14 protein-coding genes are annotated in these 24,682 nt (G+C 42.0%); 8 read left to right on the top strand and 6 right to left on the bottom strand.

All coding sequences use genetic code 11. The features are described from left to right. From EFA47_RS00065 to EFA47_RS00090, 6 genes are all read left to right on the top strand, one after another. Nucleotides 1-7,332 (top strand): DEAD/DEAH box helicase family protein, encoded by a 7,332-nt coding sequence (locus EFA47_RS00065; RefSeq protein WP_122641471.1) that lies wholly within the window; start codon nt 1-3, stop codon nt 7,330-7,332. Between the two features lie 81 nt (nt 7,333-7,413). After that, nucleotides 7,414-10,143, top strand: coding sequence for a YodL domain-containing protein (locus tag EFA47_RS00070; protein ID WP_122641472.1), 2,730 nt, complete (start codon nt 7,414-7,416; stop codon nt 10,141-10,143). A 200-nt stretch (nt 10,144-10,343) separates the two neighbouring features. Beyond that, nucleotides 10,344-10,541, top strand: a complete 198-nt coding sequence (locus tag EFA47_RS00075) for a helix-turn-helix domain-containing protein (protein WP_122641473.1) — start codon at nt 10,344-10,346, stop codon at nt 10,539-10,541. A 102-nt stretch (nt 10,542-10,643) separates the two neighbouring features. Further along, a complete protein-coding gene (gene hsdR, locus EFA47_RS00080) occupies nt 10,644-13,013 on the top strand; it encodes an EcoAI/FtnUII family type I restriction enzme subunit R (RefSeq protein WP_122641474.1) in 2,370 nt (789 codons plus the stop codon). Nucleotides 13,014-13,015: 2 nt separating this feature from the next. Continuing rightward, nucleotides 13,016-14,494 carry a class I SAM-dependent DNA methyltransferase gene (locus EFA47_RS00085; protein WP_122641475.1) on the top strand — a complete coding sequence of 493 codons (1,479 nt, stop codon included), beginning with the start codon at nt 13,016-13,018 and terminating at the stop codon, nt 14,492-14,494. Then, the gene (locus tag EFA47_RS00090) at nt 14,494-16,041 is read left to right on the top strand and encodes a restriction endonuclease subunit S (protein WP_122641476.1); all 1,548 of its coding nucleotides are present in this window, start codon (nt 14,494-14,496) and stop codon (nt 16,039-16,041) included. Before EFA47_RS00085 ends, EFA47_RS00090 begins: the two co-directional genes overlap by 1 nt. A 50-nt stretch (nt 16,042-16,091) precedes the next feature. Here EFA47_RS00090 and EFA47_RS00095 read toward each other — a convergent pair whose 3' ends face one another. The 6 genes from EFA47_RS00095 to tnpA all read right to left on the bottom strand — a co-directional run bounded on the left by EFA47_RS00095 (nt 16,092) and on the right by tnpA (nt 21,439). Continuing rightward, the gene (locus tag EFA47_RS00095) at nt 16,092-16,895 is read right to left on the bottom strand and encodes a tyrosine-type recombinase/integrase (protein ID WP_122641477.1); all 804 of its coding nucleotides are present in this window, start codon (nt 16,893-16,895) and stop codon (nt 16,092-16,094) included. Nucleotides 16,896-16,928: 33 nt separating this feature from the next. Continuing rightward, on the bottom strand, nt 16,929-17,435 hold the full coding sequence (locus EFA47_RS00100) for a restriction endonuclease subunit S (protein ID WP_164689883.1): 507 nt from the start codon (nt 17,433-17,435) through the stop codon (nt 16,929-16,931). Nucleotides 17,436-17,439: 4 nt separating this feature from the next. Continuing rightward, nucleotides 17,440-18,891, bottom strand: coding sequence for a restriction endonuclease subunit S (locus EFA47_RS00105; protein WP_122641479.1), 1,452 nt, complete (start codon nt 18,889-18,891; stop codon nt 17,440-17,442). Nucleotides 18,892-18,933: 42 nt separating this feature from the next. After that, nucleotides 18,934-20,550, bottom strand: coding sequence for an IS66 family transposase (gene tnpC / locus EFA47_RS00110; protein WP_122641480.1), 1,617 nt, complete (start codon nt 20,548-20,550; stop codon nt 18,934-18,936). A gap of 143 nt (nt 20,551-20,693) precedes the next feature. Beyond that, nucleotides 20,694-21,035, bottom strand: a complete 342-nt coding sequence (gene tnpB, locus EFA47_RS00115) for an IS66 family insertion sequence element accessory protein TnpB (protein ID WP_072524981.1) — start codon at nt 21,033-21,035, stop codon at nt 20,694-20,696. Continuing rightward, on the bottom strand, nt 21,029-21,439 hold the full coding sequence (tnpA, locus tag EFA47_RS00120) for an IS66 family insertion sequence element accessory protein TnpA (RefSeq protein ID WP_122641481.1): 411 nt from the start codon (nt 21,437-21,439) through the stop codon (nt 21,029-21,031). Before tnpA ends, tnpB begins: the two co-directional genes overlap by 7 nt. A 192-nt stretch (nt 21,440-21,631) precedes the next feature. Here tnpA and EFA47_RS00125 point away from each other — a divergent pair, with 192 nt between their 5' ends. Then, complete coding sequence (locus EFA47_RS00125; RefSeq protein ID WP_122641482.1) at nt 21,632-22,834, top strand: DUF6361 family protein; 1,203 nt, start codon at nt 21,632-21,634, stop codon at nt 22,832-22,834. Beyond that, nucleotides 22,827-24,674, top strand: coding sequence for a phospholipase D family protein (locus EFA47_RS00130; RefSeq protein ID WP_122641483.1), 1,848 nt, complete (start codon nt 22,827-22,829; stop codon nt 24,672-24,674). Before EFA47_RS00125 ends, EFA47_RS00130 begins: the two co-directional genes overlap by 8 nt. Nucleotides 24,675-24,682 lie beyond the last annotated feature (8 nt).

Below are 24,682 nucleotides of genomic sequence, written 5' to 3' on the forward strand. Positions count from 1 at the left end.
ATGGCAAATAAATTATATGCAATGGAACTTCTGACGGAGGAAGTGGCAAAGGATGTTGCTGCCAATCCGCAGGAATGGATGCGGTTTCTAAATACTGCATCCAGGCTGTACCGGTACACTTTTCCGGAACAGCTCTTGATCTATGCACAGCGTCCGGGAGCAACAGCCGTGGCATCCATGGAAATCTGGAACCAGAAGATGTACCGATGGATTAAAAAGGGTTCTAAAGGAATTGCCCTGATAGATAACACATCCGGACCAAAAACGAAACTCCGATATGTTTTTGATGTGCAGGATACTTATAAGGTAAAAAATCTGGGCAGAGATCCGCAGTTATGGAATCTTAATCCAGAAGGAGAACAACTGGTGGCAGATTATCTGCAGGAGCGGCTGGCACTGGAAGCAACAGAGGGAGGATTAGCAGAGGTTCTTCACCAGGCGGCAGAAGAAAGTGTGCAGGCCTGGTTGCCGGATGCTTTCGACGAACTGCAAATGGATGTAGCCGGCACTTTTCTGGAAGATCTGGATGAACAGAATCAGAAAGTGGAGTTCCGGGAACTGATGACAAACAGTGTCTGGTATGTGTTACTGAACCGATGCGGACTGGATGTGCAGGAATATCTTGATGCAGAGGATTTTCGTCATATTACAGATTTTAACCAGTTAAAGGTTATTGGACACCTTGGAAGTTCTGTGAATGAGATCAGCAGACCGGTATTGATGCAGATTGGACGATATGTGTTGAATGACTTGGAAAAAGATCTGAAAACGGTTGCAAAAGAAAAAGAAGTAGCTTATAATGAATTTAACACGTTAATTCGTGAAAGTAAAACAAGGAACACAGAAGATAGAGGAGAAAATAAGGAGGAAACAGAGCATGAGAGAGATCACTTACAGCCAGAATGGAGAGTACCAGATTCCGGATATCAGTCTGGAGGAGACGAGAGGAACGATCGGGAAGTACGGATTGATGAGGAAAGAGTATCTGAGAAACCACAAAGTAGCCAGATTCAACATTCTGACCTTACAGAACCGTCTGGACAGTCATCTGATGGAAATCGACAGCCAGGCAAGGCAGAGAGTAGACAACCTGATGTCAGAACTTCTGGAGAAAAACCCGGCACCGGACAAAATGGCAGACGGGATGGCATGGACCAGACACATGAACCAGATCAAAGCACAGGCAGAGGAACTGGTAATTCAGGAGATTATTTACAATTAAGTCTGTTCCCGACAGAAGAGGAACAGTTAGGAGAAATAAGGAAAGCGGCAGCTGCATTAGAACAGCCAGCCGCTTTTCTTATTTCTGATGAAGTAGTAGATGATATTCTCCGCACGGGAAGTGGACAGAAAAATACACTGTTTCATATTACGGCAAGACTGATTGAAGGTCTGGATAATGAAGAAATGCAGAACTTCCTGAAGGAGGAATATGAAACAGGTGGAAAAGGATTTACCATAGATGGACAGAAAATCAGTATCTGGTATGACAATGATGGTATCCGTATCCGACGGGGAGATTCCGCCAGAAGAAACTTTGATCGCATGGTTACGTGGGAAGAAGCGGCGGACAGAATCCGGGATATGTATGAGGATAGAAGTTACGTGGATAATCTGATTTCCAATAACGCCATTGAACAGGAGCAGGAAGAAATGACCAATCTTCTTGCACTCCATTTTCGGGATACCAGCAGAAACCGGGAGGAGCAGCAATCATATTCGGATTGGCAGGATGTCGTGCGGGAAGCTTGGACAGATTCAGCGGAAGCAGATGCAATTGCCCATCGCTTTGAATGGCTGCAGAAAGATATGGATGAGAATCCAGAAGATTATCGCAGGTGGGAGATTCAGCATAATCCGGAATATTTCCAGCGTTTTCAGGATCTCCAGAGGGAGCGTTCCTGGGTAGACCAGAAATTTACGGTCGAACGTCCGGCCCTTTCCTTTATCACACAGGATGAGATAGATGCAGTCCTTAGAAGAGGCGGGATCACTGCCGGAGGACGGAATCGGATCTATGAGTATTTCATGGAACATCACGATATAAAGGATGCAGCTGAGTTTCTGAAAAATGAGTATGGTACAGGTGGAGCAGCACCTGGGATACCGGGAGCGTATGAATCCGATGCTTCCCATGATGCGAAAGGATTAAAACTTGCGAAAGGGAAGATTGGCAGTCCAGATGTAGAAGTTCTATTAAAGTGGAATAAGGTTGCAGAACGTGTCCGTCAGCTGATTCGCACCGATGATTTCTTATCACCGGAAGAACTGGAAAAGTATGAAGAACGGCAGGAAGCACAGAGACAGGCGGATCTGGAAGGAGCTCAGCAGGCTTTGGAAGTGGAGCAGGAAGGCTCTGATCAGCAGGAAATACGAGAGGAAAATCAGGAACCGTCGGAAGTTGAGACACAACCGGAAGCAGTAGAAGATGCAGAAAAAAAGGAAGATATAACACCAGAACAGTCTGATATTCCAGCAACAAACTTCCATATCACAGATGATGAACTGGGACAGGGAACACCAAAGGAAAAGTTCCGTGCTAATATCATGGCAATCCAGCTTTTAAAGAAATGCGAGGAAGAAAACCGCAATGCCACACCAGACGAACAGGAGATTTTATCCCGATATGTAGGATGGGGAGGTCTTGCTGATGCTTTCGATGAAACAAAATCCGCATGGGAGACGGAATATCTGGAATTAAAGACAGTCCTTACACCGGAAGAATATGCAGCAGCCAGAGCTTCTACCTTAAATGCCCATTACACACAGCCAATCGTGATTGAAAGTATGTATCAGGCGTTGGAAAATCTGGGATTTACAAAAGGAAATATCCTGGAGCCATCCATGGGTGTTGGTAACTTCTTTGGAATGCTTCCTGAGAAGCTGAACCAGTCAAAACTCTATGGTGTGGAACTGGACAGTATCAGCGGTAGAATTGCAAAACTGCTTTACCCAGATGCCAATATCCAGATTAAAGGTTTTGAGAAGACAGATTATCCGAATGATTTCTTCGATGTGGCAATCGGAAATGTGCCATTTGGAGCTTATAAAGTGAATGACAGGCAATATGACCGCTATAATTTTATGATTCACGATTATTTTCTGGCAAAGACAATCGACCAGTTGCGTCCGGGTGGTGTGGCAGCTTTGATCACAACAAAAGGAACCATGGATAAAGCATCACCGGAAGTCCGAAAGTATCTGGCAGAACGTGCCGATCTCCTTGGAGCCATCCGCCTGCCGAACACAGCATTCAAAGCAAATGCAGGAACGGAAGTCAGTGCAGATATTTTATTCTTCCAGAAGCGTGACAGCATGACAAAAGAGATGCCGGAGTGGGTGAATCTTGGAAGTGATGCCAATGGAATTACGGTCAATCAGTATTTTGCAGACCATCCGGAAATGATTCTGGGTGAGATGAAAGAGGTATCCGGTCCGTATGGTATGGAAACAACCTGTATGCCGATAGAAGGTGCTGATCTTGAAGTCCAGCTTGCAGAAGCTGTCAGGAATATTCATGGAAATATGGCACCTGCAGTTGATGTGGATGCAGAACTGGATGATGTACCAGAGAGTATCCCGGCAGATCCGAATGTTCGTAATTACAGTTATGCGGTTGTAGATGATCAGGTATATTACCGTGTTAACTCTCTGATGAATCAGGTAAAGATGCCTGCCGCTACTGCAGAACGTGTAAAAGGTATGGTGGAGATCCGAGACACGGTGCGTGAACTGATTGCCATGCAGATGGAAGAATCCGTAACAGATGAAGAAATTCACAAACAGCAGGAGAAATTGAATCAAGTATATGATGCTTACACAGCAAAGTATGGAGTCATTGGAAGTAATGCAAACAAGCGGGCGTTTTCTGATGACGCTTCTTATTGTCTGTTGTGTTCTCTGGAAGACCTGAACGAAGATGGAACATTGAAGCGAAAAGCAGACATGTTTACGAAACGAACCATCAAAAAGGCAGTGGCGGTAACCAGTGTGGAAACTGCGACAGAAGCCTTAGCATTATCATTGAATGAAAGAGCAAAGGTGGATCTGTCCTATATGGCACAGCTGACAGGAAAGACAGAAGAAAAAATCACGGAGGAACTGGTTGGAGTTATATTTAAGAACCCACTGACAGACCAGTGGGAGAGTGGAGATGAGTATTTATCTGGAAATGTCAGGGAGAAGTTAAACACAGCAAGAACCTTTGCAGAGAATCACCCGGAATTCACACCGAATGTCCGTGCATTGGAAGCAGTTCAGCCAAGAGAACTGGAAGCATCTGAAATCGAAGTAAGGATTGGGGCAACCTGGATTGAACCATCGGATTATCAGGACTTTATGGGGGAACTGCTTCATACTCCGTGGTATCTTGCACAGAAGGAGATACAGGTAAAATATTCTGAGGTGAATGGTGAGTGGCGGATTACCGGGAAAAATGCAGACAGTCCAAGAAATGCGTTTGCCTATGCAACGTATGGAACCGAGAGGGCAAATGCTTACCGGATTCTGGAAGATACACTGAATCTGAAAGATGTTCGTATCTATGATAAGAGTGTCAATGAAAATGGGGATGAGATTCGTGTCCTCAATAAAAAAGAAACTATGCTGGCATCACAGAAACAGGATGCCATGAAAGCAGCATTTAAGGATTGGATTTTCAAAGATCAACAGAGACGTGAAAGACTGGTAAGAGTTTATAATGAACGGTTTAACAGTATCCGTCCCCGTGAATACGATGGCAGTCATCTGACTTTCCCAGGAATGAACCCGGAAATTGAACTTCGCCCACATCAGAAAAATGCTGTCGCACATCAGCTTTACGGGGATAATGTGCTTCTGGCTCATGTAGTAGGAGCTGGGAAGACCTACGAGATGGTAGCGGCTGCAATGGAGAGCAAACGTCTGGGATTATCACAAAAGAATCTATTTGTCGTGCCGAACCATCTGACAGAGCAGTGGGGAGCCGAGTTCCTGCAGTTATATCCGGGAGCCAATATCCTGGTGGCAACCAAGAAAGATTTTGAACCGGCGAACCGGAAAAAGTTCTGTGCCAGAATCGCTATGGGAAACTATGATGCGATTATCATCGGTCATTCCCAGTTTGAGCGTATCCCAATCTCTGATGAGAGGCAGGAAGCCATGCTGCGGAAGCAGATTGACGATCTGGAAATCGCAATCCAGAGTGCAAGATATGAGCAGGATGGCGGCCGCTATACGGTAAAGCAGATTGAAAAGACCAGAAAAACGCTGATGACAAGACTGGAGAAGCTGAATCAGAAAGAGAAAAAGGATAATGTAGTTACCTTTGAAGAACTGGGAGTGGATCATCTGTATGTAGACGAGGCACACAGTTATAAAAATGCGTTCCTTTATACAAAAATGAGAAATGTAGCCGGAATTGCCCAGAACGAAGCACAGAAATCAGCAGATATGTTTAATAAATGTCAGTATCTGGATGAGATTACCGGTGGAAAAGGCATTACCTTTGCAACGGGCACACCGATCAGCAACAGCATGACGGAACTTTATGTCATGCAGAGATATCTGCAGAACAGCAAATTACAGAATATGGGCTTGGGATTATTTGATTCCTGGGCATCCACGTTTGGAGAGGTTGTGACCAGCATTGAACTTGCACCGGAAGGAACCGGATACCGAGCAAAATCCAGATTCGCCAGATTCTATAATATCCCGGAACTGATGAATATGTTCAAGGAGATTGCAGATATCAAGACTTCGGATCAGTTGAATCTTCCAGTACCGGAAGCGGAATACGAAACTGTAGTATTGAAACCAACAGAACAGCAGAAAGAAATCGTAGCAAGCCTAGGAGAGCGTGCGGAAGTGGTAAGAAACGGTGGCGTAGATGCTAGTGTAGACAATATGCTGAAAATTACCAATGACGGAAGAAAACTGGCACTGGATCAGCGATTGGTCAATGAACTATTGCCAGACAATCCGGGCAGTAAAGTGTCGGTCTGTGCAGAAAAAAGCTATGAAATCTGGAAAGATACAGTTGTACAGAAATCGGCGCAGATCATTTTTTGTGACTTGAGCACACCGAAAGGCGATGGCAGTTTCAATGTTTACGATGACTTGAAACAGAAGCTGATGGCGAAAGGTGTACCGGAAAAAGAAATTGCATTCATTCATGATGCAAATACCGAAGCAAAGAAGACGGAGCTGTTTGGAAAAGTAAAATCTGGGCAGGTTCGTTTTTTGATTGGTTCAACAGCAAAGATGGGTGCCGGTACCAACGTGCAGGATCGTCTGATTGCTCTGCATCATCTGGATATTGGCTGGAAACCGTCTGATCTGGAGCAGAGGGAAGGACGTATCATCCGGCAGGGAAATCACAATAAAAAGGTTCATATCTTTCGGTATGTGACAGAATCCACCTTCGACAGCTACATGTGGCAGTTGATCGAGAATAAACAGAAGTTCATCTCCCAGATTATGACGAGCAAAGCACCGGTCAGAAGCTGCGAAGATGTGGACGAAGCAGCACTGTCCTATGCAGAGGTTAAGGCACTGGCAACTGGAAATCCGGCAGTAAAAGAAAAGATGGCACTGGACGTGGATGTGGCAAAACTGAAACTTTTAAAAGCCAATCACATGAATAACCAGTACCGTCTGGAAGATGATATTGCAAGAAATTTTCCACAGCAGATTGCAAAATTGACCGAGACTATTGATAGCTACAAAGCGGATCTTGCCCATTATCAGGAGCATAAAATCACAGATCCAGAACAGTTTTCCATGGAGATCAGCGGCAAAGTATTTACAGAAAAGAAAGAAGCAGGAGCGGCACTACTGGCAGTCTGCAAGGACATGAAAGCAGTCGATGCAGCAATGGATATCGGAAACTATCAGGGATTCAACATGAGAATCCAGTTCGACAGCTGGAGTAAGGAGTTTATCCTGTCTGTGAAGCATGAATCGGTATCGAAAGTTCATCTGGGAGCAGATGCCCTGGGAAATATCACCCGTATCAATAATCTTCTGGAAAGCTATCCGGAGAAACTGGCAGAAGCGGAGCAACGATTGGAAACGGTACAGGAGCAGCTTACAAATGCCAAAGAGGAAGTTGGAAAGCCATTCACAAAAGAAGAGGAACTGAACCAGAAACTGGAGCGACTGTCAGAACTAAATGCCCTTCTTAATATGGATGAACGGGAAGACACAGAAGCAGAGCAGTCAGAATCGAAAGAGAAAGAAGAACGACCGGCACGTGGTTCTATCCATGAGAAATTGCAGATTTATAAAGAAAAAAGCCAGCGGGAAAGCGAGAATGGCAGGGAAGATAGAAAACGGGACTTCGGTCTGGAATAAGAAAACAGGAAAGATGGCATAATTTGGTAGAAAGAATGTTCTGCCGGTTATGCCACTTTTGGGAATACAGGAGGAACTTATATGGCGAGAAACATGATAACAGGAATAGAAACGCAGAAAATGCAGGAATATACACAGGAACAAATAGACCGTGCAGAACACATGGGAATAGCAATTCCAGCGGACGTAAAAGAACAGATTTTTGAATATGCAAATCTGGTTGGCGAAGAAGAGAAAGTAAGGACGCTGGTAAGAAATCTGGCAGATGCAGTCAATCGGTCAGATGAAGATAGAGTAGAGGAACTTCTGGATGATGCCCAAATGGATATTCAGGACTTACCAGATCCAACCATAGGCAAGCTGGAACTTCGGGATTATGGATATACAGCAGAGGATATGGTGCCGCTTAGAAAAGAAGCAGCCCTGGATTATCACAGAATGGGTTCTAAAATCTATTGCCTGGGTAGTGATGGCAGCAAGGGAGAGTATGCAAGTAAAGAAATGATACAGGCACATGAAGGGCTGTTTGGCATGGAATCACAGATGTGGGAACGGATAAGGGATCAGGATCTGGATTATGCAGATGAAGATTTTGGAGCATTTCAGGAGCCGATGAATGTGATTGGACAGGAAGAAGCTCTGAAATTATATGATGCCGGAGCAGATATCTATCTGATTACCAATTTTTCATCACCAATCTATGTTACAGAGCGAATGGAGATTGAACGAGGTCCGGAGCATTATCAGATGTCTACAGAAGAACTGGAACGATTCCGCAATTTGGAATGGGAGATGCAGAAATATCCGCAGATTCAGTCTTTGAAAGAGGCAAATCTGCTATTAGGGACAAGACGAACATTCGGTATTTATCAAATAAGAGATGGTTTGCCAGGTGAAAACTATGCGTTTATGAATATGAGCTTCATTGAAAGTCACGGGATGCAGATTAAAAAAGAAGACTATGAACTGGTCTATGTGGGAGAATTATTTGGAAATATGTCGCTAGATGATATATTTGAACGATTCAACATCGACAGACCAGAAGACTTCCGGGGACATTCCCTGTCTGTCAGTGATATCGTAGTTCTGAATGAGGGGGGAAAGGTAACCGCTCATTTTGTAGACAGTATCAGTTTTGAACAGCTAGATTCTTTCCTGAATCTGGAAGAACAGGTTCTTAGTGAACTGGCATATGAGGTAGGAGAACGTTACTTTGCTATTCAGAGAACAGAAGGAGGATATGACTACTCCTTTTACGATGAAGAGTTCCGCTTGATAGATGGCGGTGTGTATGAAAATGATGAAATTTCCATCGAAGAAGCAGCAGAGGAACTTCTGGAAGAGGAAGGCTGGACGGGAGAATGCATTCGTGGAGATTATGATCTCCTTATGGAAAAAGTAGAAGAAATGGATGAAGTTGTAATGGCAGAAATTCAGAAAAGCCAGGGCGAGTATAAGCCATTGGCAAAGGTGGAAGAACTGGAAGAAGCAAATTACAACATGATCGATGACGTTCTTAATAATATGTTGCCGAAGAAAGAACCGTATCTGGAATACTTTGCTGCAGAATGTGACGAGTTCCATGATATGGGTGGTTATGAGAAGAGTACGGATGTCAATCAGATTGCCGCAGTCTATCAAAAATACAGAGAAAATCCGGAAAATGCCTATCTTGTATGTAGTATGGGTATTATCTACCGTGATCCGGAAGACAGTTACTACGATGAAGGAGAGTTTGCTGTTGTAAAAGGAGATACTGTTCATGGTGATTGCATGGATGGTATTCGTTTCTTTGGAGAGCTTCCACTGATTCGGGAAGGAATAGAAAAAATTCATGAAGCACTGCCGGACTATAAATATGTACCGATGAAGGATGTTCGGGAAGCGATGTATCCGGAGAAAATGAATACAGAACAACTGGCGGAAGCACTGGATGAGATTGCAGAAGCCTTTGATCCGTATGAATATCGTGATAATGTGGAGCAGGGAGAGAATACGGTACAGGAGGTGATGCTGGATTTACAGAGTGGCAATACGCATTCTTATATCTCTTATTTGAAGGACATTGTAGAGGAAGAATGTAATCTGTCAGTCCGTGCCGGAGTATTGATCGAGCGATTGAAGTCCTATGAACCAGAGCTTCCGAAAGATATGGAGCCGATGGTGTATGTCAATTACTGCGAGAAAAGTGAGTTCATGAATCCACGATGCCAGAAGTTATCTGATCTGAATTCCCAGACCGCAGAACAGGACAAAGCATGGTATGCTGAGCGTAATCCCAAAACCAATGAACCAACGACAACTGCACAGATGTTTGTAACGGTATATTATGCAGAAAAAGGTGACCAGATGCTGCACCATTTCAAAGGAAAAATAGATATTGGTACTGGCAACGGAGGTCTTCTCAGTCAGTTAAAGCTGCAGAATGAGATGAGACTGACGGACGAAAGCTGGATCAACTATCAGAAAGGCAAGGGGAATGAAGAGTTCCAGAAATACATGGAAGATCTGACGGATATGCAGAATCATGTCCTGCCTTATCTGCAGAGCTTTTGTAGTCTGGAAGAAAGAGGAGTACAGGAACGCCGGGAACAGCTGGTGGCAGATAAGAAAGAGAGCAGATCGACAGCAGCGATTGGAGCAGAGAAACAGGCAAATGTAAAAGATGCAGGGAAAGCGGAAGGAAAGTCTGTGCCACAGAAGAAACCATCTATCCATGAACGGTTGGAAATCAATAAGAAGATTATTCAAGAAAAACAGGGAAAAGATAAGCCGGAGAGAGGAGCTGATTTGGGTGTAAGGACAGTGTAGAATAAGCAAAATAAGTCGGAGGTCGCAGATAACATGGTGACTTCCGGCTTTTTTTGCGTGAGCAGTTACTGTGAAAGAAAAGTAACAAATCTCAAAGTGTAAGGCATTGGATGTAAATTGACTTTGTTCGCACTTGGGATTATAATTTAAAGATAGAAATATGATTGATCGTGAACTCACTATAATATGGAGATGAAGGCATGGAATATCTTTCAATCAGTCAAACAGCTGAAAAATGGGGACTGTCGAAACGACGAGTGCAGGTACTTTGCTCTGAAAATAGAATTCCTGGAGTAATGCGTGTTGGCAGTTATTGGGCAATTCCGGCAGATGCTGAGAAGCCAAAGGATGCAAGAATCCGTAGTGGAAAATATGTAAAGAACACAAAAAACAAATAAAAGCTACAGTAATTAAAAGTGGGAATAGTAGCAGAATATACTTATCAACTTCCGATAATATTTGTTATCAGGAACTATCTACAGAAGAGGGAGGCTGTATTCATGACGATAATATCTAAAAAGCAGATGTCCGAAGAAGATATAAAGCTTCAATATATTACACCAGCGATTACGGCAAAATGGGATATCAAGAAAATAACGATGGAAACCAATATAACAGATGGAAAAATCAATCTGAAGGGGAATTTTGTTACCAGAGAAAAGCCGAAACGTGCGGATTATGTTCTATATTTGAATTCTAACAATCCGATAGCGATTGTAGAAGCAAAAGACAATAAACATAGTATTTCACATGGTTTACAACAGGCGATGGCCTATGCCAGTATGTTGGATATTCCGTTTGCTTATAGTTCAAATGGAGACGGATTTTTTGAACATGATTTTCTGACTGGGAAAGAGCGGGAATTAGATCTTGATGAATTTCCAACAGAAGAAGAGCTATATTGCAGATACAAAAATGGAGCAAATAACGGAGAAGGTCTGTCAGAAAATCAGGAAAAAATGATTCAACAGCCATATTACAGTAGCCAGAAGACATATCCGCCTCGTTATTATCAACGTATTGCAATTAATCGAACAGTAGATGCAATTTCCAGGGGTAAAGATCGCCTGCTTTTAGTTATGGCAACTGGAACGGGAAAAACATATACAGCGTTTCAGATAGTATACAGGTTATTAAAAAGTGGTATGAAAAGCAAAATACTTTATCTTGCTGACCGTAATAATCTCGTGGATCAGTCTATTCAACAGGACTTTGCACCATTAGAAAAAGTAATACATAAAGTCAATTTTTCAAAGGATGATCCGAGTACGATTACGTCATATCAGGTTTATTTTTCGTTGTATCAACAGTTGGCAGGTGGAAATGATGACCAGGAAGAGGATATTAATAATACAATTCTTAAACTGAAACAGTTATTTAGACCTGATTTTTTTGATTTAATCATCGTAGACGAGTGTCATAGAGGTTCAGCCAAAAAAGAAAGCAATTGGAGGAAAATTCTGGAATATTTTGCATCAGCAACACAGATCGGTATGACTGCTACACCAAAAGAAACAAAATACATATCCAACATTGATTATTTTGGTGAACCGATTTACACATACAGTTTAAAAGAAGGCATAGAGGATGGATTCCTTGCTCCATTTAAGGTAATCAATGTTATGACAGATGTTGGAGAAGGGTGGAGACCACGCAAAGGACAATGTGATATTTACGGAAACGAAATTGAAGATCGAATTTATACCAATAGTGATTATGATTACAATATTATTATAGAAGACCGTATTCAACAGGTTGCAGCAGAAATTACGAACTATCTAAAAAGCACAGATCGTATGGCAAAAACAATTGTATTCTGTGCGACAGAAGATGCAGCAGAAAGAATGAGGGTAGCATTAGTAAATCAGAATTCGGATATGGTACAAAAAAATCCTGATTATGTAGTTAGGATTACCGGTAGTGATACATATGGAAAAAGCAAGTTAGACTATTTTATATCTGTTAGAGAAAAATACCCGGTAATTGCCACAACTTCAAAATTATTATCTACAGGATCAGATTGCAAAATGACAAAATTGATTGTGCTGGATGAAATGATCGGTTCCATGACAGAGTTTAAGCAAATTATTGGTCGAGGAACACGTTTACGGGAAAAAGAAGGAAAAACACATTTTGTTGTTATGGATTTTCGAAATGTCAGTAGATTATTTGCCGATCCAGATTGGGATGGTCCAATTGAGATGGACGAAGATTTTAATCCTAAGTCCGGGTCAGGAAAAAAAACTAAACCGCCTGTAGGACCAGGCCCAGATCCTGTAGATCCAAAGCAGCCGAAGCCAATTGTGAATCGGGATGGATGTCAGGTGAAAATTGTCTATAAGACAGTATCTGTTTATGACGCAAATGGAAAATTGCTTCGTCAAGAAAGCATCATCGACTACACAAAGGAGAATATTCTGGGGGCATATGCTTCTTTGGATAATTTTATCCGAAAATGGTCGGCAGAAGAAAAGAAAGAAAAAATTAGGGGACTTTTGCGTGAACAGGGGATTGATCTTGAAACATTGAAGGAAGATCAGGGAATGTCAGATGTTGATGATTTTGATTTTATATGTCATGTTGCATTTGATAAGAAACCATTGACACGCAAAGAACGTGCTGAAAATGTTAAGAAAAGAGATTTCCTGAATAAATATAGTGGTGCTGCCAGAGAAGTGTTGGAGGCATTATTAGACAAATATATGAATACGGGAATATATGAAATAGAAAAGACAGAAATATTGAAACTGGATCCTTTTATGAGAATGGGAAAGCCACAGAAGATAGCTTCTTATTTTGGCGGTAAGGATGGCTATCTGAAAGCAGTGAAAGAACTGGAAAATGCAATTTATGATGGAGGAGCAGCATAAGAATGGGAAATATGTCAAATTTTGTAAAAAGAGTAAGAGATATCATGCGTAATGACGCGGGTATCAATGGCGATGCACAGCGTATTGAGCAGATAGCATGGATGCTCTTTTTGAAAGTATATGATGCAAAAGAACAGGATTGGGAATGGGATGAAGAAGACTATCAGTCCATTATTCCAGAAAAATGTCGTTGGAGAAACTGGGGACATGATGAAGATGGAAAAGGAATGACAGGAGATATTCTCTTGGATTTTGTAAACAATACATTGTTTCCAACGTTGAAAAATCTTCCAGTCAATGCAGACACTCCAATAAAAAAGGCTATTGTCCAGACAACATTTGCTGATGCGAATAACTATATGAAAGATGGTGTTCTTCTACGTCAGGTTATTGGTGTAATTGATGAGTTGGATTTGACAGATTATGAAGAAAGTCATGCTTTTGGAGAAATTTATGAAACAATTTTGAAAGAATTACAGAGTGCAGGCTCTTCTGGAGAATTTTACACACCTCGTGCAGTGACAGATTTTATGGCACAGATGATAAAACCACAGATAGGCGAAAAAATGGCAGATTTTGCTTGTGGTACAGGTGGATTTATCACAAGCTGGTTAAAAGAGTTAAAGAAAAAGGTTAAGACAACCGAGGACGAAGAAATGTATGCAAACTCTATATATGGAATTGAAAAGAAGCAATTTCCGTATATGCTTTGTATCACAAATATGTTATTACACGATTTAGATGTTCCGCAGGTTTTTCATGACAACACATTGTTGAGAGATGTTCTTGATTACACAGAAGATGATCAGGTAGATGTTATCCTTATGAATCCACCCTATGGAGGCTCAGAGAAAACAGAAGTCAAAAATCATTTTCCGTCCGATCTTGCAAGCAGTGAGACGGCCGATCTTTTTATGTCAGTTATCATGTATCGTTTGAAAGAAAATGGTAGAGCAGCGGTAATTTTACCAGATGGATTTTTATTTGGAACAGACAATGCAAAAGTAGCCATTAAAACAAAACTGTTTTCTGAGTTTAATGTACACACAATTGTTCGTATGCCTGGAAGTGTTTTTTCTCCGTATACATCAATCACAACCAATATTTTGTTCTTTGATAGAAATGGTACTACAAAAGAAACATGGTTTTACCGTCTGGATATGCCAGAAGGATACAAGCATTTCAGTAAGACAAAACCTATGAAACTAGAGCATTTTGCACCAGCAGTTGAGTGGTGGGAAAATCGCCAGGAAATACAGGAAGAGGGATTTGATAAGGCAAAGAAATACAGCATTGATGAAATCAAAGAGAAGAACTATAACATAGACCTTTGCGGATATCCTCATGAGGAAGAAGAAATTTTACCACCAAAGGAATTGATTCAGCAGTATCAGGAAAAAAGAGCCAGTTTAAATGCTGATATTGATAGAATTCTGGCGCAGATAACGGATATTTTGGGAATAAATCTGGAGGAGAACTAATGACCGGACAGCAATTAAAAAATTCAATATTACAAATGGCCGTGCAGGGGAAACTGGTTCCGCAGGATCCAAATGATGAGCCAGCATCTGTTCTCTTAGAACGTATTAGAGCCGAGAAAGAACAGTTGATAAAAGAAGGAAAAATCAAGAAAGAAAAGAATCCTTCTATAATCTTCCGGGGAGCCGATAATTTGCCTTATGAGAAGGTTGGAAAGAACGAGCCGGTATGTATTGCGGATGAAGTACCGTTTGAGATTCCGGAGAATTGGGAGTGGGTAAGATTAAAGAACCTTGTAAAAAAAGAAATTAAGCGTGGAAAATCACCTAAATATACTGTTTCCAGCAATATTCAGGTGTTTGCACAAAAGTGTAATGTCAAAGCAGGCGGTATTGATATGACACTTGCAAAATATTTGGATGATACGGTATTTCCTAAATATTCAGAAGAGGAATGTATGCGAGACAGCGATATTGTTATCAATTCCACCGGAAATGGGACACTTGGTCGTATAGGAATGTTTCATGATTCTGATCGTATCAATGAAAATATTATTGTGCCGGATTCTCACGTTACTGTTATTAGAGCATCGGAATTTTTATCGGCAGATTATATTTTTTATGTTTTGAATTATTACCAGCCATATTTAGAAAAAAGTTGTTCTGGTTCAACAAATCAAACAGAACTTAAGCCGGCGGTGATTTCCGAACTATTTATTCCTGTGCCTCCTGTTAATGAACAAACTCGTATTATTACTAAATTGATTGAAGCACTAAATTTATCAAAGCTATATGGGGAAAAAGAAATTTTGTTACAAGAATATAATCAAGATTTCCCTGAACAGTTAAAAAAATCTATTCTTCAATATGCGGTTCAGGGGAAACTTGTTCCACAGAATCCATCAGATGAACCAGCCGTTGTCCTTCTGGAACGTATTCGTGTAGAGAAGCAAAAGTTAATAGCTGAAGGAAAAATCAAAAAAGCTAAGCACGAATCCGTTATTTTCAGAAGGGATAATTCTCATTATGAGAAGTTGGACGGTATAGAGTGTTGTATTGATGACAAACTGCCGTTTGAAATACCGGAAAGCTGGTGCTGGGTTAGGTTTGGAACAGCACTTGTAAATAGGGATGCAGAACGTATTCCCTTATCAGTAGCTCAACGAGAAAAGCTTCAAAAAAAATATGACTACTATGGCGCATCTGGGGTTATTGATAAAGTAGACCAGTATCTATTCGATAAGCCATTACTCCTCATTGGCGAAGACGGAGCAAATCTTCTTTTACGAAGTAAACCTATCGCTTTTATTGCATCGGGGCAGTACTGGGTTAATAATCACGCTCATGTTATAGACTCTGTTGGAGGTGTAGATTTGCGCTATATAGCGCTCTTTATAAATGCGATCAATTTAGCACCATATGTGACTGGTACCGCTCAGCCCAAAATGAATCAGGAAAAGCTAAACTCTATCTTAGTTCCGTTACCACCAGTAGCCGAGCAACATCGTATCGTTACTGCTTTTAAAGAAATAGTGGCAATTATCCGATAATTCCTAAAAACGCATACCACGTATTTTATCACACGGGGTATGCGCTTTTTTTACCAGTCTATAACTTTGTCTACGATAGCACGTTGCTCGGTTGAGGTTTTGCGGAGGTAAATGCGAGTGGTTTCGATGCTCTCATGCCCCATAAGGTCAGCAAGAAATGCAATGTCATTGCAGCGATCTAAAAAACTCTTTGCAAACCGGTGACGGAAAGAATGCGGATATACAACTGCTGGATCAATACCATACCGTACCGCCAGTTTCTTTAACTGTCCGGAAATGCCTCTGGTTGTAATTCTGTCCCCATATTTGTTTAAAAAAATGAAGCCACTTTCTTGATGCTTATCGTTCAGCCAAGAAAGGGCTTCATTTTGCAAGGACTTTGGTATATATATTCGCCGAAGTTTACCACCCTTCGAATATAAATCCAAATGTCCAAGCTTGATGTGTTCCACCTTGATCTGTATGAGTTCGCTGACTCGTGCGCCGGTCGCTGCCAGAAAACGTATAACAAAGTACCAGAACAGTTCACCATCCCGTTTGAGGCAGGTTTTGAAATATTCATAATCCGCCTCGCTGATGACATTTTCCAGAAATGCTTTTTGCTGCACACGTACAAACGGCATTTTTAAGTTCTCTTTACCGATACTTTCCAAGTAGCAATTAATTGCTCGCAGACGCAGGTTGACCGTCTTTGGCTTATAGCTTTCTATTAGCCAAACCTTATACGCTCGCAGGTTCTTTTTTGTGATACCATCGTACTGCGAGTTGTATTGCCGTAGGGCAAAAAGATACGAGGATATCGTGTTCTCCGAGAGATTTGTACCTCTCAAATGTCTTTCAAATTCTTCTATCATAGTGAAAGACCTCCTTTCACTACGATATTATACCTATAGACTTTTAACAAGCGGGAGCAACTCTTCGATTTTCTGAACGATGCGCTGCTGCTCGTTTAAGGGCGGTAAAGGAATAAAAACCTCATTTATGTTGGTCACTGCCAATCCAGGCTGTGCTGTTGCAGTGGCGAATTGATTTAGGTTAAGTGCGGTAAGAAAGAGGCAGGCCCAGGTAACATTAACACCCGAATATGTTTCAACGCATACAGCGTGTTCTGTGGCGTAGAATTTACCTGTACCTCGGTTGATATTGCCACACAGAGCGCCTTGCCTTCCGATTATAGGATAATCACCAGAGCGATTGGATTTGGCAACATAGCCTCGAATTCCGTTTCCACCATAACAGGGATAAGAACCGGGAAATGGATTTTCATGGATTTCTGCAGCTTGAATATTTTTTCCCGCTTGAAGCGTGAATATGTTCCTGATTTTACACCAGCACCAGCTTTCCGGTATTTCAAACGGCAGTTCATCATCAATACAACGCTCTGTACCGTCCAACTTCTCATAATGAGAATAACGGGTTGTTGGACAATGGAGCAAGTAGATTCAGCATTGCTTTAATTGCTGATATAATTCTATGCTGTTCTGCCAGTGGCGGCACTGGTAAAAGCATGGAAGAGAATTCATCAAATTTCAAGCTCTCAACAGTTGTGACGGATTTCACCAATTCTTTAAGAATGTATGGCTCAAAAGCTTTTATTCCATAGTACAGCCATTCCGATATGTCGATGTCATAAAGTTTAAAGGCTTTAATGTCTTGATTTATAGTACTGTCGATCCCCAGTGTACATAGTGGGAGTAACCTCTTCAGGATACCACTGCGAGCAACCAGAAGTAATGTACCCGCTGGGTATAATTGCATTGTTGATGCTGCCAATTTAGTGATATGCATCTCAGAGTCTGTAATCACTGGTCGTTTCATATCCTTCGAAGTTACCCACGGAATATCACCATTCCAGAACTGAGGATTTGACATCGAGGGTGTTTTTCCACTACTGAATACACCAAATGACGAAAGTCTCGCCCACGCCCAATTTTCTGGTATTTCAAATGGTATCTCGTCATCGATGCAGACTTCTTCGGAGCCACGCTTTTCATAATGAGAATTATCCCTTCTGAAAATGACGGATTCGTGCTTATCTTTTTTGATTTTTCCTTCAGCTATTAACTTTTGCTTCTCTGCACGAATACGTTCCAGAAGGAGAGATGCCGGCTCGTCTGCGGGATCTTGTGGAACAAGTTTTCCTTGTACAGCTTCCTGCAAAATAGATTTTTTGAGAAGGTCAGGAAAGCCAATGTTCAGATTGGATAGTCTAATTTCTGAAGTATTATATTGTTCTAAAATTGGTATCAGTGATTGGAATTTATCTACAATACGTTGTTGCTCTTGTACCGGTGGTAGGGGAAAATATATTGCATTCAATGCTGTCTGAACCAGATGCTTGATGGTCATTCCCTTACTTTTCTTATCGAGAATCTTATTCCCTTTATAGCATTCCATCAACAAACGAAAGTAGTAAGGATTTATTCCACCATAGAATCTGACACGGTGTAGAGCATTTTGATAGTACATTTCTTGATCATTTTCCCAAATTGCAGAACGACCTACATCGCCACCTTCGCAAATTAGAAGATCTCCCTTTTTCAATTTGTATTTTGAAATCTCATTTTCTTCAAAGCGAGCTTCTTTAACCTTAGTCAAGTCAATCCCGTTCCAATATACATTTATACTGCATAGATAAGGCTTGTAGTCTCCCTGATTTTTTGCTTTATCAAGAGTTTTACCAAGCTCTGTTATAGCAATCATTTTAAGTGTAACCCACTCCCAACTCTCCGGAATCTCAAACGGCACCTCATCTGCAATACATACCGGTTCCTTCTTTCCAATCTTCTCATAAGGCAAATTATTGATACTTAATAAGTAAGCGCAAAATATTAATGCGGTCGGATACAAAATTACTCCAGCCCTTTGCGAGTTGGAGTAATTCACTATAATTCACATGCGATTTTTGATAGATTGGAGTTTTTCACTCCAAGGTGCCAGCTCTGCCAGCTGTTCATCGGTCATATCTTTACTTGGCCGGTGCTCCAGTAAAAATTTAAGATATCCATAAATATTCAGATCGTATGCTTTTGCCATCTCAACCATTGTGTAGACTACCGCACTGGCATTCGCTCCGTCAACGGAATTGCTGAAGAGCCAGTTCTTCCGGCCTACTGCGAATGGACGAATTGCATTCTCACTGAGATTATTGGTAAAGCTGCACCGTCCGTCTTCCAGATAAGTCTCCGCTGTATCACGTCGGTTAAGAACGTAATTCACGGCTTTATCCATCCGGGTATTCCGGACGGGCTTCTGCTGATCGAGCCACGACCAGAAAGCCTCCAGAACGGGTTTTTCCTTCTCGAGACGCAGCTGCTTCCGCTTTTCATAATCACCGGGATACTTTTTGTTAATGGAGTCCTCAATGGCGAACAACCGGTTGCAGTACTGGACGCCCTGCACTGCCGGCTGGCTGTAGTCATACTGTTTTCCTTTGGGAACGGCGTCGATAAAGTATCGACGGATATGCGCCCAACAAGAGCAGCGTCTGATCCTCGGAAGATTGTTGTATCCCTGATATCCATCCGTTTCCAGGTATCCGCTGTAGCCTTCCAGAAACTCCCTTGCATGGCTGCCACTCCTGGTAGGGGAATAGCCATACAGGATGATCGCCGGAAGTCCATCCTCGCCGCTTCGGAACAGCCACATGAACGACTGGGTCTGGGCCTGGCGCCCTTCCTCTTTTAACACCTGGACCCGTGTCTCATCTGCCATTGCAAAACTGCGCTTCAGCAGCTCCCGATGAAAGTAATCATACATCGGCTGGAAATAGTTCTGCGAACAGTAGATGATCCAGTTGGCAAGGGTGGTCCGGCTGATCTGAGCCCCATACTGCTTCCAGTCTTTTTCCTGCCGGTAAAGGGGAAGCCCGTTGGCATACTTCTGGTACATGGTCCATGCAACAGTGGATGCTGAGGCAGGACCTTTCCCAACCAGAGCCGCCGGAACCTGAGACTTTATGATCACAGGCTTTTCCGTATCGCCGAGTCCTTCCTTGCAGGATGGACATCCGTAACTCTGGCTGTAGTATTCGATCACTTTACAGGTGGCAGGAATGAATTCCAGTTCCCGGCGGACATACTCCTCACCGATCAGGACCATCTGTGTGCCGCATACCGGACAGATCTGTTCTTCTTCGGGAAGAGGGATCACTACTTTTTCAACCTTCAGGCCTTTGAAGAGATCCTCGTGGGTTGCCTTCTTTTTACGGGTATGTTCCTTGATCACAGTTTCTACTTCCAGCAGGGATGGATCCTCTTCCACTTCCGCTTCATCGAAAAGGTTCTGTTGTCCCGGAATATCATCGGATCTTTTTTCGCTGGATGAGCCGAAAAGCTTTTTGGTCAGATAATCTACCTGTTCCTGAAGCGCTTTCTCGTGACTGGATTTTTCGTCAATGATAAGACGGAGAGATCGGATCAGTTCAGTCTGTTCGGATACCATTGTTTTCAGTTGTGATACCGTATCTTTCAGCTCTCTGAGCTGGATATCTTTTGCACTGGAAGCCATCGTTTCCCTCCTCGGTTCTGATACCTTTATTATATCAGAAACGGGGCTTTTACTAAAGGAAAATAGCTCCTGAAAAATGCCGAATCTACAGGGGATTTCCGTATTTTTCTGTGCAGGATTTCTGCTAAGATCCAGATGATTTTTTACTCTGCTTTGAGGGCTTTGGGCTGGTCAATATCGATCCCGGACATCAGCCAGTCAAACTCCCGCCAGGAAAGGTTCCGGACTTCCGACTGCTTCCTGGGCCATTGATAGCCGCCGCGGACAGACAGCCGCTTATAGATCAGAACGAAGCCGTCCGGTTCACGGAACAAGGCTTTGATCCTGTCCCGTCTTCTTCCGCAGAAAAGGAAGAGAGCACTGGACGAGGGATCCATCTTAAGCTGGTCCTCGATAACGGCACAGAGTCCGTCAATGGACTTCCGCATATCGGTGTAGCCGCAGACAATGTAGATCTTTTCAAGTCCGGAGATATCCCCTAACATGAGATCTCCTGAATCAGGCGGAATATCCTGGTGAGCAGGACCGGATCTGCATCATTGCTGATGTGGACTGTGATATCCTTCATGGCAACTTCGATCGTATGTGAATTGTCAAGGTGCGAGTTTAGCATCTGTGATGCTGTATGCTGTTCCGGGATGTGATCCGGAACAATGTCAATGGGGACCACGTCCTGTTTCGGGCGGGGAACCGGAGAATGACCATAATTCGCTGCTGGGATCTGATCCGCTGCCGCTTTCCGGCAACGGCTGACCCAGTTGTAAAAGGTGCTTACTGCAATGTCGTTTTCACGGCACCAGTCAGCATCTGTCATGCCGCTCTGGCGGCATTCATTGATAAGCCTGATCTGTTCCGCCATCGGAACACGGGCTTTGCGAGTACCTGCCATAACCTATCCTCCATAATTGTAGTGAAATAGTCTAAATATCTTTCGACTCTACAATTATAGGCAAAACTTGAGGATCAGGAAATCCGCAGGAATATTTGGCGCTTACCTTAATAAAGCAATATATGCTATACTGAGAACAGTTGTAATTTATTATAAGTATCAGATAAACCGTTAAGTGGGGAGAGTAACAATATGCAGTTAGGATGGATAGACTTTTCAAAGGAAGACCGGCAGAAGGCATTAGATGTGATTAACCTTCTGAGTGAACAGGGAGCAGTCGATGAACTGGGAATCGGTATAGTTCGTGATGCTTTTGCTAATTATTTCTTTCCTGGAACCTCCACCATCCAGACTAGGGCAAAGTATTTCCTTATTGTCCCATATGTGCTAAGAGAAGCTGTTGATGGCAGATATGGAAAGGATGCCAATAGAGTTTTAAGAGCTATAGATTCTGCTGAAAAAGATTGTGGTATTAGATTGTTGAAGGCGAATCCAAAGGCAGAGGGAGTTATCGGAACTCGTGTATTGCCAAAAGGCTGGGTGGCTAGAAAGCCATCCGATATTTACTGGAATGGTATTCGCACCTATGGAATATTTTGTGATTATGGTTTATCTATTTCTGAATATGTTTTATTGGCAACGAAACTTCGAGAAGAGAAGAAGGTTAGCCGGTTTGGAAACAGAAATGATGATGCAGAGGAAAATGATAAGGATGATTCAGATGCAGGAGATATCGGCAATATTAGATTCTGGAATCTTCCGATTTATCATGATGACTGGCGAGACAACCTTACAATAGAGTTGACGCAGGAGGAAGCTTTTTATCTGGATAAGCAGATTCAGAAGTCAACGAAAGGGTCTCTTTTGGAATATGTGTTGAAAAATCACATTGATTTGAATGAATATGATGATTTTGCTTCTTTGACGGCTGAACTATCAGAGAAAGTAAGTGAAAAGCTGGCATATATGATGAAGCTTGCCTGCGATTTTAATAATCTAGTGTATATGGCAAGAGTAAGATACAATGTCATGCTTTCAGAAGGCGAGAATACATACGCAAATGATGAATGGAGCAGGTTGCTTCCGGATATAAGGCATAATTCGACAGTCGACCTGGATGCTGTCATTGCAGAATTGCAGCTGATAAATCCAAGAGCAAAGAGCTTTCTATGTGGGATACAAGCAGCATTTATGGCATCTGATATTGATATGGCAGATGAGCTGATTCGTAAGAGGGAACGGAGTCTGAAAGGAGCAGCCAGAGCAAAGCTAAGCAGAACAAAGGAATTTGATCATTCAAAATGGGTAGGCGGTGGGATGCTTGATTACAGATTCTCAAATGCCAGAAGAATTGTGAATGACATATATACCGGGGAGGTGAGTGCTGATGTTTAGACCGGATTCAAACCGAGATAGAACTGATTACAGCGGTATTTTGATGCCTCCGGACGGATATAGACTAGACAGAGCAGTAGGCACTACCTATTCACTTGACCTGGAAGCACTCACAGCTGTGGCTATATGCCTTGGATTATCTGAGGAAACAGATAGTAAGCTTATGCAAAATCCAATTGGTATGCTGAATGCATTGCAGAAGGTATCAGATAAAATCGTGCTGTTTTGTGAAGCAGGACAGATTAAAGTGCCAACAAAACCAACTGCACTATCTATTTTATTAGAGAAAATGGTAGTAGAGGTTGCACTGCCAAAGGATAGACAGCTTGGTCGATACCCGTCATTTCATCCGAAAACATGGGTATTAGCATATGTAAACGCTGATGGGGATAAAAAATATCGTTTTGTGGTAATGAGCAGAAACCTGACTTTTGACAGGAGCTGGGATATCAGCTTTGCAATGGATAGCAGTAAAAATGTCAGACAGAAGAAAAAGACAGAAGCAATCTGTGATTTTCTGGATTATCTTGTAACAAATGTGCATAATACCAGCAATAATGCCGGAAAGAAAAGAAATCTGATTCGTGGATTATGTGCAGACATTAAGGATGTATCTTTTTCGCTTGATAGTAAAATATTTGGAGAGAATTTTGAAGTGCTTCCGCTTGGTATCGGAAAAAATGCCTACCGGATGCAGGATGATATTCTATTTTGCAAGGAAAGAGGAAATGCCAATTCGACATTTAATGAGCTTGTAGTGATGTCCCCGTTTTTATCAGAAAGTGTGATTGCTGATTTTAACCTTAAAGACAGGGCATTGTCAGACTGTAAGAGAACACTTATTACCAGAAGGTCTGAGCTTGGAAAACTTAAAGCATCAGATGTAGATAATTTTACTATCTATGTATTAAAGGATGAGATTATAGATGGTGAGGACGAAATCTCAGATGAACTTGCGGATAAAAAGAAACAGGATATTCATGCAAAAATTTATCTGAGAAGGAAATATTCAGATGTTGACCTGTATCTTGGTTCCATGAATGCTTCCTATTCTGCAATTAATAAAAATGTTGAAATGATGCTGTGGCTTGGTACAAAGAATATGTATCTGAATGGGAATAAATTCTTAGAAGATATATTCTGCGGACCGGCACAAGATGCTAAGAATCCATTTGAACAGGTTACAGTTGCGGATGCTGTTTTGGAAACAGAAAGTGATAATAGAAATCTGCTGGAGCAGAAAATCAAAGACTTGTGCCGTGTGAAAAGGCAGGCTGTAATTTCAGAGGATAGTGAGAATGCCGGAAAGTACAAGATAGAGGTTGAGTTCAGTGGTATTGAATTTGATAGTGAGGTTACAGTATCACCATTTAATTCAAAGCAGGAGCAGACATTGTCAGAACATATAGAATTTTCAGAGCTTGAGATATTACAGTTATCTGAGTTCTATGAGATTACTGCAAGATCAGGTGATGATACAATCCGCAGAATTATTATGATCCCTACAAGTGGTTTCCCGGATGACAGAGAAAGTGCGGCAGTAAACAGTGTGGTAAAAGATAGGGCATCATTTGTTGAGTACATAGCGTTTGTACTTGGCAATGATTATGTAGCATCTATGCTTGAAGGAAAGCAGATGGGAGAATCCGGATTTTTTGCTACTTCGAGTGATGCAATGCCGGCACTCTATGAAAAGATGTTAAAAACATCTGTGGAAGAGCCGGAAAGAATAAAAGACATTGGATATGTGCTTAAGATGGTTACAGATAAGGATATTATACCGGACGAATTCCGCAAGCTGTATGAGACTTTTTGTAATATTTTGAAAATCAGAAGATAACGAGGTGA

The sequence above is a fragment of the Luxibacter massiliensis genome, assembly GCF_900604355.1.
GTDB lineage: Bacteria > Bacillota > Clostridia > Lachnospirales > Lachnospiraceae > Luxibacter > Luxibacter massiliensis.